General features: G+C 67.8%; 15 protein-coding genes. 1 reads left to right on the top strand and 14 read right to left on the bottom strand.

What is annotated here, in order from left to right:
* Positions 1-164: 164 nt before the first annotated feature.
* Positions 165-1,043 carry an oxidoreductase gene (locus I6H87_RS28420; RefSeq protein WP_010812848.1) on the bottom strand — a complete coding sequence of 293 codons (879 nt, stop codon included), beginning with the start codon at positions 1,041-1,043 and terminating at the stop codon, positions 165-167.
* 189 nt (positions 1,044-1,232) lie between these two features.
* On the opposite strand from I6H87_RS28420, the gene gcvA reads away from it, so the two are divergent.
* Positions 1,233-2,129: a transcriptional regulator GcvA gene (gcvA, locus tag I6H87_RS28415; RefSeq protein ID WP_011617541.1), complete on the top strand. Its 897-nt coding sequence runs from the start codon at positions 1,233-1,235 to the stop codon at positions 2,127-2,129.
* Positions 2,130-2,135: 6 nt separating this feature from the next.
* On the opposite strand, the gene I6H87_RS28410 is transcribed toward gcvA, so the two are convergent.
* The 13 genes from I6H87_RS28410 to I6H87_RS28350 all read right to left on the bottom strand — a co-directional run bounded on the left by I6H87_RS28410 (position 2,136) and on the right by I6H87_RS28350 (position 14,019).
* Positions 2,136-3,371, bottom strand: coding sequence for a CaiB/BaiF CoA transferase family protein (locus I6H87_RS28410; protein ID WP_011617540.1), 1,236 nt, complete (start codon positions 3,369-3,371; stop codon positions 2,136-2,138).
* A 1-nt stretch (position 3,372) separates the two neighbouring features.
* Positions 3,373-3,792, bottom strand: coding sequence for a PaaI family thioesterase (locus I6H87_RS28405; protein WP_010812851.1), 420 nt, complete (start codon positions 3,790-3,792; stop codon positions 3,373-3,375).
* Positions 3,789-4,772, bottom strand: coding sequence for a tripartite tricarboxylate transporter substrate binding protein (locus I6H87_RS28400; RefSeq protein WP_010812852.1), 984 nt, complete (start codon positions 4,770-4,772; stop codon positions 3,789-3,791). The genes I6H87_RS28405 and I6H87_RS28400 overlap by 4 nt, the downstream gene beginning before the upstream one ends.
* A gap of 32 nt (positions 4,773-4,804) precedes the next feature.
* On the bottom strand, positions 4,805-5,608 hold the full coding sequence (locus I6H87_RS28395) for an enoyl-CoA hydratase/isomerase family protein (protein WP_010812853.1): 804 nt from the start codon (positions 5,606-5,608) through the stop codon (positions 4,805-4,807).
* Positions 5,609-5,619: 11 nt separating this feature from the next.
* Positions 5,620-6,384 carry an SDR family oxidoreductase gene (locus I6H87_RS28390; protein WP_011617539.1) on the bottom strand — a complete coding sequence of 255 codons (765 nt, stop codon included), beginning with the start codon at positions 6,382-6,384 and terminating at the stop codon, positions 5,620-5,622.
* Between the two features lies 1 nt (position 6,385).
* A complete protein-coding gene (locus I6H87_RS28385) occupies positions 6,386-7,531 on the bottom strand; it encodes a thiolase family protein (protein WP_010812855.1) in 1,146 nt (381 codons plus the stop codon).
* 28 nt (positions 7,532-7,559) lie between these two features.
* Positions 7,560-7,913, bottom strand: a complete 354-nt coding sequence (locus I6H87_RS28380; protein WP_010812856.1) for a Zn-ribbon domain-containing OB-fold protein — start codon at positions 7,911-7,913, stop codon at positions 7,560-7,562.
* 200 nt (positions 7,914-8,113) lie between these two features.
* On the bottom strand, positions 8,114-8,461 hold the full coding sequence (locus tag I6H87_RS28375; RefSeq protein WP_011617538.1) for a hypothetical protein: 348 nt from the start codon (positions 8,459-8,461) through the stop codon (positions 8,114-8,116).
* Positions 8,462-8,655: 194 nt separating this feature from the next.
* Positions 8,656-9,585, bottom strand: coding sequence for a LysR family transcriptional regulator (locus tag I6H87_RS28370; protein WP_041688165.1), 930 nt, complete (start codon positions 9,583-9,585; stop codon positions 8,656-8,658).
* Positions 9,586-9,721: 136 nt separating this feature from the next.
* Positions 9,722-10,165: a GNAT family N-acetyltransferase gene (locus tag I6H87_RS28365; protein WP_010812859.1), complete on the bottom strand. Its 444-nt coding sequence runs from the start codon at positions 10,163-10,165 to the stop codon at positions 9,722-9,724.
* A gap of 235 nt (positions 10,166-10,400) precedes the next feature.
* Complete coding sequence (locus I6H87_RS28360; RefSeq protein ID WP_011617536.1) at positions 10,401-12,515, bottom strand: xanthine dehydrogenase family protein molybdopterin-binding subunit; 2,115 nt, start codon at positions 12,513-12,515, stop codon at positions 10,401-10,403.
* Positions 12,512-13,489: an FAD binding domain-containing protein gene (locus I6H87_RS28355; protein ID WP_011617535.1), complete on the bottom strand. Its 978-nt coding sequence runs from the start codon at positions 13,487-13,489 to the stop codon at positions 12,512-12,514. The genes I6H87_RS28360 and I6H87_RS28355 overlap by 4 nt, the downstream gene beginning before the upstream one ends.
* Positions 13,486-14,019 carry a (2Fe-2S)-binding protein gene (locus tag I6H87_RS28350; protein ID WP_011617534.1) on the bottom strand — a complete coding sequence of 178 codons (534 nt, stop codon included), beginning with the start codon at positions 14,017-14,019 and terminating at the stop codon, positions 13,486-13,488. Before I6H87_RS28350 ends, I6H87_RS28355 begins: the two co-directional genes overlap by 4 nt.
* Positions 14,020-14,296: the final 277 nt, after the last annotated feature.

The raw sequence follows: 14,296 nt of genomic DNA, 5'->3' as shown, positions 1-14,296 counted from the left end.
GGCGAAATTCGCCGGAAGCGACATACGCGGATGCCCGACTCGGTGCATTGCCTGACGCAAGATGGCCCGCAAGTGGCGAAGCCGGCGCTCGGTCGGCCTCGTTTCGCGTTTCGCACGGCATGCCCGCATTGCAGCAAACCGTGCGCTGGTGCGCTGCAGCAAGATCAGCGGCGCACGTCGTCGTGGTCGGTCGACACCGCCAGCGCCTGCCACGCGGCCAGTTCGCTTTCCACCTTGCGGTTCTTCTCGGTGATGCGGTAGACCGTGTCCGAGCCCAGCGGCAGCCGCACTGGCGGGGTTTCGCTGTCGGCCAGGGTCAGCAGGGCTGCCGCCAGCTTGGCCGGGTCGCCGGGCTGCTGGTGGTTGGCCGAAGCCATGTGCTCGCGCATTGCCCCGACCGTATCGGCATATGCGGCGATCTCGGTGCGCACGCGCACCAGCGAGCTGGCATCGAGGAAGTCGGTGCGGAAGAAGCCCGGCTCGACCACGGTGGCGCGGATGCCCAGCGGCGACAGTTCCGCATCGAGCGCTTCGGTCAGGCCCTCCACCGCGAACTTGGTGGCGCCATAGACGCCCCAGCCGGGATACGCGGCGTAGCCACCGATCGACGAAATGTTGAGGATGCGGCCGCTGCGCTGACGGCGCATCTGCGGCAGCACCGCACGCGTCACGGTCAGCACGCCGAACACGTTGGTGGCGAACTGCTGCTCGACTTCCTCTGCGGAGGCCTCTTCGACCGCGCCGAGCAGGCCGTAGCCGGCGTTGTTGACCAGCACGTCGATGCGGCCGAAGCGGGCCACGGCGGCCTCGGCGGCGGCGATGGCCTGCGCTTCGTTGGTGACGTCCAGCGCCACGCCCACCAGGTTATCGTGCTCGCCCAGTGCGGCGGTGATGGTTTCCGGGCGGCGCGCGGTGGCGACGACCCGGTCGCCGCGTGCCAGCGCGGCACGGGTCAGTTCCAGGCCGAAGCCGCGCGAAGCGCCGGTGATGAACCAGACCTTGCTGGCAGCGTTGATGGCGGTGTTGGTGGTGTTGGCGGACATGGTGAATCTCCTTTCAGGGTGCTCGGTTTGACTGCGATGTCTGATGGCGGGGGCCACGGAGACAAATTTAGGCAGGCAACGCCCACAACACTAGGCGGTGCAATCGCGTTTCAATGACAACTATTAGTTTTGAATGGAAGTCCGGCGCGTCGATTGAGAAAGCCTCAACCGTATGGCAGACTCCCCGGCATGGACAAACTGCCCCCACTGAACGCGTTGCGCGCCTTCGAGGCCGCCGCCCGGCACCTCAGCATCACCACGGCCGCCGAGGAGCTGCATGTCACCCCCGGCGCCGTCAGCCGCCAGATCCGCGCGCTGGAGGACGGGCTGGGCGTGCAGCTGCTGCATCGCGGCCACCGCCAGATCTCGCTCACGCGCACCGGCGAGGACTACTACCGCGCCGTGACCAGGGCGATGGACGACCTGCGCGAGGCCACGCGGCGATTGAGCAAGCGCGCCAAGCGCAAGCAGCTGAAGGTGCGCGCCTACACCACCTTTGCCATGCGCTGGCTGATCCCGCGGCTGTCGAGCTTCCATGCCGCCAATCCCGGCATCGAGGTGCTGCTGACGGCGTCGCTCGATCCGGTCGACTTCCGCAAGGAAGACATCGACGGCGCGATCAGGCTGGGTGACGGCAAGTGGAGCGGCGTGAATACCTACCGGCTGGTGTCGAACATCCTGGTGCCGGTATGCAGCCCGGGGCTGCTGGAGGGCGGGCCGAAGGTGAAGAAGCCCGCCGACCTGCAGCACCAGACCCTGCTGCACTCGATCGCGCGGCCCGACGATTGGGCCCACTGGCTCAAGGCCGCGCGCGCCGACAAGGAGGTCGATGCGCGCAGCGGCATGACCTTCCAGAGCTCGGCCATGGCCTATGCGGCCGCGGCAGAAGGGCAGGGCTTCGCGATCGCGCAGCGCTTCCTGGTGGCGGCGGATCTCGACGCCGGCCGGCTGGTGGCGCCATTCCGCCAGACTGTGGACATGGGCGACTTCACCTACTACCTGCTGACGCCTGCCGATCGCAAGGAGAGCCCGAGCATGGCAGTGTTCCGGCAATGGCTGCTGGCGCAGTTTGACACTCAGGGTTGAGCGCGCTCACGATGCCGCCGCGACCACGTGTCGCTTTTCCTCGATATCGCCGCAGCGGATAGCGCCCCGAGACGACAGCGCGGCGATTTCGTCGCGGCTGTAGCCAAGCTCGCCCAGCACCGCCTGCGTATGCTGTCCGCAAGCTGGTGCCGGCCGCGATGGCAACGCGTTCTCCTGAGCGCTGTTGATCGGGAATCCCGGCATGCGGATCTCGCCCAGCGTGTCGTGCCGGACGCGCTGCACCATGCGGTTGGCGGCCACCTGCGGATGCGCCATGACGTCCTCGTAGGTCGCCACGGGGGCGCACAGAATGTCGGCGTCCTGGAGCAACGCCAGCCATGTGTCGGTCGCGCGGGTGACGAAGGCACTGGTCAGCACCTCCACCATTGCCGCGCGATTGACCACGCGCAGCGGTGAAGTCGCAAAGCGCGGATCGCCGGCCAGTTCGGGCCGGCCCAGCACATCGCACAACCGGCGCCAGCGCTCGGGCATATAGGCGGCCACCATGACCCAGCCATCGGCGGTGCGGAAGGCCTGGTTGGGCGCTGAGTAGGGCGCCGCGCTGCCCACACGTTCCGGCAGTTGCCCGTCGGCGCAGTAGCTGGTGATGGACGACTGCTGCAGCGCCAGCGCCGCATTGAGCAGGTTGACGTCGAGATGGCCGCCCAGGCCGTCGCGGGCCCGCTGCGCGAGCTTCGCCAACACGCCCACGGAGGCCACGTAGCCGGTCATCACGTCGACGACCGGCGCCTGCACCTTGCACGGCTCGCCGTCGGGCAGGCCGATCAGGCTCATCAGGCCGGAATCCGCCTGCATGATGCCGTCGACGCCGGCGCGGCTCGCATATGGTCCCTCCTGCCCGTAGGCGGAGATCGAGCAGTAGATCAGCGCGGGGTGTTCGTCCGCCAGTTGCGCATGGCCAAGGCCGAGGCGTTCCATCACGCCGGGCCGCATGCTTTCCACCACGATGTCGGCACCCACGATCAGGCGGCGGGCCACGGCCACGCCGTCGGCGGACTTCAGGTCGAGCGCCACGCCCAGCTTGTTGCGGTTGAAGCCGTGAAACAGCGCGCTGTCGTCGCCGAGCCAGCCGGGCCCCAGCCCGCGGCCCATCTCACCGCCCGGCGGCTCCACCTTGATGACCCTCGCGCCCATGTCGGCCAGCAGCATGGTGCAGGTCGGCCCGGCGCCGATCTGCGTGAAATCGATGACGGTCAGGCCGTCCAGTGCGTCGCGCAACATGTCATGCCTCCGGTAGGGTGCGGGATCGTTTGAACGTGCCTTGCGCGGTCGCCACCAGCACGCCGGCATCGGTGGTCAGCTCCGCCGAGGCGAAGTACAGGCTCTTGCCGGCGCGGGTGAGTTGCGCCGTGGCGCGCAGCCGGCCCGTGCTGGCCTTGCTGAGATAGCTGATCGTCAGCATGACGGTGACCGCGTGGCCGAGCGTGCCGTCCGGGCCGGCGGGCAACCCGGCGTAGCCGCAGGCGGCGTCGAGCAGCGTGGCGGTGACGCCGCCCTGCACGCTGCCCTGCCGGTTCAGGTGGCGTGGCTCGAGGTCGAGCTCGAAGGTGCAGCGGCCGTCGCCGACGCTGGCCAGGCGGATGCCGAGGTAGTCCAGCAGCGGGTTGTCGGTTGACGGCACCGTGGCGGGATGCATGTTCATAAGGCCACCTTGATGCCGTTGTCCTGGATCAGCCGCTGCCAGCGCGCCATTTCCTTGCCGATATAGGTCTTCAGCTCGGCCGGCGACGACGCCTGCGGCTCGAAGCCTTGCTTTGCCATCTGCTCGGCGATGTCGGGCGATTTCAGCGCGGCCACCAGTGCGGCGTTGAGCTTGTCGACCACTGGCTTCGGCGTCTGCGCCGGCGCCAGCAGGCTGTACCACAGCTCGGCGTCGTAGCCGGCGATGCCTGCTTCCGCAAAGGTCGGCAGGTCGGGCATGAGCGCGGTGCGCTTCTTGCCGGCGATGCCCAGCGCGCGCAGTTTGCCGGCGCGCACATACTGGATCGCCGAAGCAAAGGTCGCGAACGAGATCTGCACTTGCCCGCCCATCAGGTCGGTGATCGACGGCCCGGTGCCGCGATAGGGCACGTGCAGCAGTTCGGTCTTGTTGAGCCTGGCAAAGACTTCACCGGCCAGGTGCTGGGGCGTGCCGTTGCCCGGGCTGCTATAGCTGAGCTTGCCGGGATTGGCGCGGGTGTACTGGATAAAATCCTGCAGCGTGCGGAACGGCTGGTCGGGGTTGGCGACCAGCATGATCGGCACTGACGCGATCCGCCCCACCGGCTCGAAGTCGCGTTCGATGCTGAACGGAATCTTCGTGCCGAGAAACGGGTTCATCGTCACCTGGCTGGATGCGATCACCAGCGTATAGCCGTCCGGAGCCGCGTGGGCGACATAGTCGGCGCCGAGATTGCCGCCCGCGCCGGGCTTGTTCTCGATCACGACGGTCTGGCCCAGCAGCTTGCCCATCTTCGGCGCGATCAGCCGCGCGAGGATATCGTTGCCGCCGCCGGGGGCGAACGGCACCACCAGCGTAATCGGTTTTTGCCTTGGGAAGGGCGCCTGCGCCGCGGCGCCCAGCGCCGTGGCTGCCAGCATGCCGGCCAGCGCCACGCGTGCGAATCGGGTAATGCGGGTCATGGTCTGTCTCCTGTCTTTCTGTTTGCGAACGCTTAGCGCCCGGTGTAGCGGGGCTCGCGCTTCTCGGCGAAGGCCTGCCGGCCTTCGGTGCGGTCCGCGGTATCGCGCAGCACGCCCCAGTAGAGTTCGGTCAGTTGCTGGGCGTCGGCTTCGCTGAGGTGGCTGGTCTGGCGCGACAGCTTCTTGACGGCCTGCACCGCCAGCGGCGCATTGGCGGCGATGCGGGTCGCGATCGCCAGCGCACGGTCGAGCAGCGTGGCAGGCGCCACCGTCTCGGTGACCAGCCCGATGCGCGCGGCCTGCGCCGCGTCGATTCGCTCGCCGGTCAGCACCATCTGCATCGCATGCGCCGCCGGCACGGCCTTCAGCAGGCGATGCAAGCCCGAGACAGCGGGGATTGACCCGACCGCGGCTTCGGGCAGGCCGAAGCTCGCTTGTTCTGACGCGATCCGCGCATCGCATTGCAGCGCTATCTCAAGCCCCGCTCCAAGGCAATGGCCGTTGACCGCCGCGATCAGCGGCTTGAACAGGCCCAGGTCGGTCAGGTCCATCAGCCGGATATAGAGCCCCAGGTCGGCGGCCTGCTCCGGCGCGCGGAACAGTGCTTCCGGATAGGTCGCGGGCGAGCTGCGCGTGCCTTTCAGGTCGGCGCCCGCGCAGAAGGCGCGCGTGCCGGCGCCGGTCAGCACCGCCACGCGCAGGTCGTCGCGGTCGCGCACTTCGATGAGGTGCGCGCGCAGTTCGCGCAGCGCGGCCACGTCCAGCGCATTGAGGGCATCGGGCCGGTCGATCGTTAGCACGGCGACCGCGCCTTCGGTGTGGAGTCGTACGGTCATGGCTTGCCTCCTTACACGCTTGGCGACGACAGGCTGCGGCCGCCACAGACATAGAGCACCTGCCCGGTCACGTAGGACGACTGCGGGTCGAGGAAGAAGCTGACCGCGTTGGCGATATCGTCGGCGGTGCCGATGCGCTGCACCGGGACCGACTTCTGCAGCCGGGCCTGCACGTCGGGCGCGAAGCCGCGGAACAGCGGGGTATCGACGATGCCCGGCGCCACTGCATTGACGGTGACGCCCTTGCTCGCAAACTCGATCGCCAGCGAGCGCGTCAGGCTGACTACGCCGCCCTTGGCCGCGGAGTAGTTAGCCTGTCCGAATCCGCCCAGCCACGCCCGCGACGAGATATTGACCACGCGCCCGTAGCCGCGCTCGACCATGCCGGGCAGCGCCGCGCGGCAGCACAGGAACTGCGAGCGCAGGTTGGTATCGATGACCAGGTCCCAGTCGTCGTCGGTCATCTTCAGGAAGCGCATGTCGCGCACGGCGCCGGCGTTGTTGACCAGGTAGTCGACGCGGCCAGTGCGCGCCTGGATTTGCGCGAAGGCATCGTTGACGGCGGCCGAGTCGGTCAGGTCGGCGCTGGCGCCGAAGGCGTTGAAGCCCTCGGCAACCAGCGCACCGACGGCGGTATCGAGCGCGGCGGCGTCGCGGTCGAGCAGGGCCACGGCCAGCCCCTGGCGGGCCAGTTGCGTGGCGATGCCCAGGCCGATGCCGCGCGCTGCGCCGGTGACCACCGCCACATGGGAAGGATCGAAGCGTTGCGTGCCCATCTCAGACTCCCAGCAGGTGGACGGAAGAAGCGGCGTGGTCCACGCCCGCGATGCCGCCGCCGGTGCATTGCGTCAGGCCGATGCGGGTATCCGCCACCTGGCGTTCGCCGGCGCGGCCTTGCAGCTGCCACAGGATCTCGACCATCTGCGCCACGCCGGTGGCGCCCAGCGGATGCCCCTTGGCCAGCAGGCCGCCGCTCGGGTTGACCGGCACGCGCCCGCCCAGGCGCGTCGCGCCGGACTTGAGCAGCGCCACGGCATCGCCACGCGGTGCCAGGCCGAGGGCTTCGTAGTAGAGCAGTTCGGCGATGGTGAAGGCGTCGTGCAGTTCGACCACGTCGACGTCCTGCGGGCCGAGCCCGGCCTGTTCGTAAGCCTGGCGCGCGGCGCGCGCGGTGATCTCGGCATCGAGGATATCGTCGTCGGCCTCCTCGCGCATGCCCGACACCACTACAGACGACAGCACCTTCACCGGCCGCGCCTGCGCCGGCCGGCGCGTGCTCAGCACCACCGACGCCGCGCCATCGACCTGCGACGGGCAGCACTGCAGCAGCGTCAGCGGGTCGGCGATCATGCGCGAGGCCAGCACTTCCTCGACCGTGGTGGTCTTGCGCTGCTGGGCATACGGGTTCAGCGAGCCGTGGTAGCGGTTCTTCACGGCCACTTCAGCGAGGTCGGACGGATTGGCGTCGCGCTCGTGCAGGAAACGCGTGCCGCGCATCGCATACACCGCGGGCAGTACCATGCCGGACTTCGCATAGAGGTCGGTCTTGTGGTCATTGCGCTGCAGCGGGATGGTGCCGCCGCCGAGCGCGGTCAGCTGCTCGATGCCGAAGACCAGCACCGTGTCGTATTGCCCGGCCAGCAGCGCGTGCCGTGCCAGGTGCACGCCGGTGGCGCCGCTGGCGCAGGCGTTCTCGACGTTGTAGACCGGGATGCCCTTGAGCCCCAGATCGCGCACGATCAGCTGGCCGAGGATCATGCCGCCCAGGACGTTGGCGCAGTAGACCGCCTGGATGCGGCCGGCCGGCACGTCGGCATCGGCCAGCGCCTTCAGGATTGCCTGTTGCGCCAGCTCCGGCGCCAGCACGCCGGGGTGCCGGCCGAACGGCGTCATCGCGCCGCCATGGATGTAGATGTCCTGCATCTTGCTTACCTCTCCTTCTCTCGATCGATCAGACCGTGACGGCCTCGAAGACATAGCCCAGCTCGGCGTCATGCCGCTGCGCGTAGCGTTCGCCGATGACCGGACGCGCCGCGCCCTGCAGGCGGCCGAAGATTCGCACCGGCCCGACGAAATCGACATAACCCAGCGCATACGGAGCCAGTCCGCTCTTGGGCGCGGGATGGATCACGGTGAAGCTGTAGAGCACGCCCGTGCCGGTGATGGCGACGGTCTCGTGGCCGTCCGCCAGCGGAGAGTCGGCGGGCAGCGCCGGGAAGATCCACTCGCCGGTGGCGCGGTCACGCGAGGCGAGCAGGTGGGGGACGGGTTCCGCGCTCCAGAGCGGATAGGGCTGGTCTGACATGGCTGTCTCCTGTGGGTTGGCCTTGGCGTAATAGTTGTCGTCGGCGGCCTGCGCGACAAACGATATTTCCGGCGTTTTCGGTTGAGAAAAAATCAAACGACAAGGCGAGGCAGGGCGTCTGGAAAAGCGCTTTGTCCGGGGATTGGAGTCAGCCGTTCAGGGCTCGTCCTGCCGCGTTGCGTCGACTTCGGACCGGGCGATCACACCCACGCCGATGCGCCATTCAAGGCCGTGCCGCGCAGGCGCGGATTGCCTTCGACCGCACGGGCACCCTCGGTGTACGGATCGAACTTTCGCCCCGGCGTGGCCGAGACCCCGCTGCGGTCGGGCCCGGCGACGAGCGCAGTGGCGCCACTGTCATGCGCGCCTTCGGAGAAGGTGTCGAAGCGGCCCTGCCGCTGGCCGTCGGTGAACACGTCATGCGTGCGCGCTGCCACGCTGGCGGGCGCGCTGTTGCCGGCTTGCGCGGCATTGGCGTTCTGGAGGGAGACGGCGGCCACCAGCGAGATGGCGGCGGGAACAAGGGTGCGTGCGAGTTGGGCAATCATGATGTCGCTCCTGGAGACTGGTCATCAGAGAAAGAGGCGGACGGTGGCTGCTGCGCGTTTCCCGGTGTGGTTCCGGGGATGGCGCTGTGCAGCCGCCGTTGAGACCAATTTAGGCGTGGAGCGAACGTCGCACTAGAGAGTGGAATGGCGTTTCAATAGCAACTTCTGGTTGTCTGTGCTGCGGGGTAGCAGGCTCAGGTCACGACCCCGACCAGCCGTGACAGCGACTGCTCCGCGCCCCGGCCCGCTTCCACCACGAAGTCGATGAAGCGCCGGACCCGCACCGGCATCTGGCTGCGATGCGGGTAGTACATGTACATGCCGACATTGCTGCTGCTGTACCCCGGCAGGATCGCCTTCAGCCGCCCGCTCACGAGGTCGGCGTGGATCATGTAGGCGGGCAGCTGGCCGATGCCCATGCCGGCGCGCACCGCTTCGACCTCGGTTTCCACGTCATTGAAGCTCGCCACGGCAGGCACCTCCTGGTAGATCAGGTCGCCGTCCACCTGCAGCTCCCACGGCACCATGCGCCCGGTCGCGGGGCGGCGGAAGCCGGTGCACTGGTGCTGCAGCAAGTCGTCGAGGGTGGCCGGCTCGCCGTGCCGCGCCAGGTAATCCGGCGCCGCGCAGATGACCAGCGGCAGGTCGCACAGCCGCCGCGCCACCAGGTTCTGGCCGGGGCTGGTGCCGACGCGGAAGCCGACGTCGATCTTGGCTTCGACCAGGTCGGTGAAGAGGTCGCTCAGCACTACATCGAAGGTGATGCGGGGGTATTGTTCGCGAAAGCCCCGCACCAGCGGGACCAGCACGCGGCTGCCGAGCGACGGCGGAGCGGTCAGGCGGATCAGACCGTCGTTGTCGCTCTTGCTGCTGCGGACCTGCTCGAGCGCTTCGTCGAGCTGGCGCATGCCCGGCGCGGCCAGCTCGAACAGGCGTGCGCCTTCTTCCGTCAGGCTGAGCTTGCGCGTGGTCCGGTGCAGCAGGCGCACGCCGAGATGATCCTCCAGCGTGCGCACGGCCTTGCTGGCGGCCTGCGGGGTGACGCCAGCTTCCACCGCGGCGCGGTGGAAGCTGCCGGCGCGTACCACGCCGAGGAAGAGGGTGAGGACACGGGCCTTGTCCATGACTGGCAACGGATGGTGGAGAATGCCGCCATCATAGTGCCGATTTGGGGACAACCGGCGGGCGTGGGCCGCCACAGACCCCGTGCCTGTGAATTGCGGATAGAGCGAACAGAGCGGATTGAGCGGGCAGAGGCGTCTACTTCAGCTCGCAATGCATGCACAGCCCTGGCGGTATGCCTGCAATCCTGAGCGTGTGCGACGCGCGGACTTCAGCGGGAAGGTTCTCCGCGGAGACCAGCTGGAAGCCATAGCGGGCGAAATGACTCGGGCAATTGCTGGTCGCCAGTACGGCGCGACGCACGCCTTGCGCGCGCGCCCGCATCAATACCGCGGAGACCAGGTGAGTCGCCACCCCGAGCTGGCGATATTCGGGAAGGACGGCCACAGACCGGATGACGACGAGATCGTCGTATCGTTCGGCGCCGGCGCATCCAACGATGCGGCCTTCCAGCACGGCAACATGGAAAGTCTCCAGATGCGCTTCGATTTCGTGCTCGTCCAAGCCGCATTGCGCGAGAACCTTCGAAATTGCCGGCAGATCTTGCGTGCCCGCAGAACGAATGCGTAGATCTTTGATCATGATGAAGCCTGTCGCCGGCGGTCCTTGACGCGTGGGCGGATACGGAGTGTTTTGGTGTTGGGGGGAGAAAAGTACCTTATCAATCCCCGGCAGCCTAGGTTTTCGTACACTAGAAAACCCTAGGTCTTCGGGTAAGCCCTTAGAGAAATACATTTCAAAATCGCGTCGAGCCTGCGGATCCCCGCCGACGCCGTCAGTTTGGGCGGCGTCGGCGGCATGTCTCGCACTTGCCGGACTAGTGCTCGACCAGGTGCTCGATGCGGATCGGAAGCTCCCGCACGCGCTTTCCCGTTGCGTGAAACACGGCGTTGGCCACGGCCGGCGCCACGCCCACCAGCGCGATTTCACCTAACCCCTTGACGCCCAGTTCGTTCACATGGGGATCGACCTCGTCGACAAAATGCGCTTCCAGCCCGTGGATATCCAGGTTGACAGGCACGAGGTAATCCGCCATGTGCGCATTCACCGGCCGGCCGTCCCGCGGATCCAGCGCGGTTCGCTCCATCAGCGCCATGCCGATGCCGCCGACCATCCCGCCCGTGCATTGGCTGGCTGCGAGCCGCGGATTCACGATACGACCCGCGCCATAGGCGCCGACCACGCGCCGGACACGGATCGTGCCGACATCGGGATCGATGGCGACTTCGACGAACACGGCACCGAAGGCATGCATGGAAAACCGGCTGCGCACCTCGCCATCCGGGCCTGCCGTGGCGCTCGCTTCGATGGCGCCGTCCGTGCGATCCGCGCGCGCCTGGCGCTGGTCCAGCGCGGCAATGCAGGCCGCGCGCACGGCCGAGCCGACGGACGCGAGGGTCATCGAGCCCCCGTGCGGCGGGGTAGGTGGGAAATCCGAACGGCCAAGGCTGAAGCGCACGCTGTCCATCGGCAGGCCCAGCGTCTCGGCGGCAATCTGCGTGATCGAGGTGTAGGTGCCGGGCCCCATGTCGCTGGCGGCGGCTTCGACTTCGGCCGTTCCGTCGGCAAGCAGGCGCACGCGGGCGCTGGCCTGGCCGTGGAAGACCGGGTAGCTGGCACAGGCCATCCCCCAGCCGATATGCAGGCGGCCGTCCCGCATCGAGCCGGGCGAGAGCGTGCGGCGGGACCAGCCGAACGCGTCGGCGCCGCGTTCGTAGCAGGCAAGCATGGAGCGACTGGAGAACGGCAGTTGCATGCCCTCGTCGAGCCCGGGTTCATTGCGCCGCCGCAGTTCCAGCGGATCCATCTCGAGGGCGTAGGCCAGCTCGTCCATCGCGCATTCCAGCGCAAAGACGCCGGTGGCCTCGCCCGGACCCCGCATAAAGGTCGGCGTGCCGATGTCCAGCGGCACCAGCCGGTAGCGAGTGCGCACATTGGGACAGCGATAGAGGAACGGCGTCACCGCAGTGAGTGCCTCGGTGAACTGCTCATGGCGGCTGGTTTCGCCGGTGCCTTCGTGCACGATGCCGGTCAGCCTGCCGTCGGGCGTTGCCGACAGCGCAATGCGCTGCACGGTGCGCGGCCGGTGCCCCGTCTGATGGAACATCTGTCGCCGCGACAGCACCAGCTTGACGGGCTTGCCCACTTCGCGCGCGGCGACTGCCGCCAGCGTGACATGCGGCCAGGTGCGCAGGCTGGTGCCGAAGGCGCCGCCGATAAACGGGCAGATGACGTGGACGTTCTCAGTCGGGATGCCGAGGATCGCCGCGATCTCGGCCTGCTCGTTGATCACGAACTGGCTCTTGCTCCAGAGCGTCAGCTGGTCGCCTTGCCAGGCGGCAACGGTGGCGTTCGGTTCGATCGGGAAGTGATTTTCTCGCGCGGCATCGTAGGTGGCGTCGATGCTGACGGCAGCCGCCGCCAGCGCGGCCTCGGGGTCGCCGCGGACCCGGTCCGCCGAATGGGGGCCTGGTTCGCGTCCCGCCTCCGGCACCACGGCTTCGGCGCGCTGGTCGAGCGGGTCGGAGACCGGTGATTCCTCGGCATAGCGAATCAGCAGCAGGCAGGCCGCATGCTCGGCCTGGTCCAGCGTCTGCGCCACGACCACGGCAACCGGCTGGCCATAGAAGCGGACGTGATCGTCCTGCAGGACATGCAGACGTTCGCCGTGTTCCGGATCGATAAAGCCCTTGTGTGGGGCGTACGCCAGTTTCGGCGCGTTTTCGTGCGTCAGTACCGCCAGTACCCCTGGCAGTCGGCGCGCGGCTTCGGCGTCGAGTGCGATCACGCGACCGAGTCCGATCGAAGCGCCCACGATCACCGCGTAGGCCTGTCCTGGCTGGTTGAAGTCGGCGGCATACCGCGCGCTGCCGGTCACCTTGGCGCGCCCGTCGACGCGGGCATGCGGCTGGCCGATATGGTTTGCGTTCATCTGCCTTCTCCTGCGAGTTCGAGGGCCCGTACCACCGTTCGTTGCAGCAGCGCGACCTTGTAGTGGTTACCTGGCAGCGGGGTGGCGCCTGCAATCGTGGTAAGCGCTGCCGCCTCGAAGCTCGCGCGCGTGGGCGGCCTGCCTTGCAGCGCGAGTTCGGCCGCGCGCATGCGCCATGGCCGGGTGCCCACGCCACCGCATGCGAGGCGAGCGGCCTGGATCACGCCATCCCTGACCTCGAAGGCTGCCGCGGCAGATACCAGGGCAAACTCATACGAGGCCCGGTCCCGCACTTTCAGATAGCGCGCAGTCCGTGCATAGGCGAGCGGTGGAACTCGCACCTCGGCAATGAGTTCGCCGGCCTGCAAGGTGTGTTCGAGATGCGGCGTGGTTCCGGGCAGGCGGTAAAGGTCTTCCACGCGGAAATGGCGCGCGCCGTGCGGACCCCGTACGTGGACCACCGCGTCCAGCGCGACCAGGGCAACCGCAAGGTCGGACGGATGCGTTGCGGAGCAATGGTCGCTGGCGCCCAGGATGGCATTGCCCGCGTGCAACCCGTCGATGGCCGCGCAGCCGCTGTCCGGGGTGCGCTTGTTGCAGGCGGCATCGAGCATGCGGAAGTAAGGACAGCGCACGCGCTGGAGCAGGTTGCCGCCGATGCTGGCCATGTTTCGCAACTGGGGAGAGGCGCCCTCGACCAGCGACTCGGCGATCACCGGGTGGAGCCGGCAAACGTCGGGATGCGCGGCGACATCGGACATGCGGGCCAGCGCGCCGATGACCAGCTCGTCGCCCTCCATGCGGATATGGTTCAGCGGCAGCGCGTTGATGTCTACCAGTTGCGTGGGCTGTTCCACGTGCTCGCGCATCAGGTCCGCCAGCGTGGTGCCGCCGGCGATGAAGCGGGCCCCGGCCGCGGCCGCCGCCAGCGCTTCAGCTTCCGAGCCGGCTTTCTGCAGTGTGAACGGGATCATGGCAGCATCCTCCCGCCGACCTCGGCGATCGCCGCGACGACCCCCGGGTAAGCCCCGCAACGGCAGATATTGCCGCTCATCCAGAAGCGCACATCGTCGGCGGAGGTGGCATGACCCTCATTGATGCAGGCGACGCCGGACATGATCTGGCCTGCCGTACAGAATCCGCATTGGAAGCCATCGTGCGCGATAAATGCGGCCTGTAGCGGATGCAGCTCGCCGTCGGCCGACGACAGGCCTTCGATCGTGCTCACGTGGGCGTCGTTGTACATGGCGGCCAAAGCCAGGCAGGCGTTGATCCGGCGCCCGTCCACCAGCACCGTGCAGGCCCCGCACGCGCCCTGGTTGCAGCCCTTCTTCGTGCCCGTGAGGTCCAGGCGCTCGCGCAGTACGTCAAGCAGGGATTCGCGCGGATCGATATCGAGGCGATGCAGCGTGCCGTTGACCGTCAGGCACAGCGGCATGCGGGTTGAGCCGTAGCTATCGCCAGGCTGTGGTTGGCTTGCGTCGGAACGAACAGAACTGGACATAGTCGACATTCCTCTTTGCATAGCCCGGATGATTCGGGCGGTTGGGGACAGGGACTTCGCCCGGGCCTGCGCCAGCTTCGGCAGCGAACTGCCGGAACGACTGGGGGCGCATTCTGCAAGTCTCTGCAGGTTTGGCCTGACACTGGCCTGCCTCGGGACCGGAAGGTGTGTGGCTGCCTCGGACTGGTGGGACAGTCGTTGAAACGCTACAGGCACCGGCGGTCATCGCAATAGAACGTGGTTGCGCTGCGCTGGACGATTCTTGCGCTGACTCGTT

Origin of the sequence: Cupriavidus necator (assembly GCF_016127575.1) — a bacterium.
GTDB classification, from domain to species: Bacteria; Pseudomonadota; Gammaproteobacteria; order Burkholderiales; family Burkholderiaceae; genus Cupriavidus; species Cupriavidus necator_D.
This window is presented reverse-complemented; position numbering and strand designations above follow the sequence as displayed.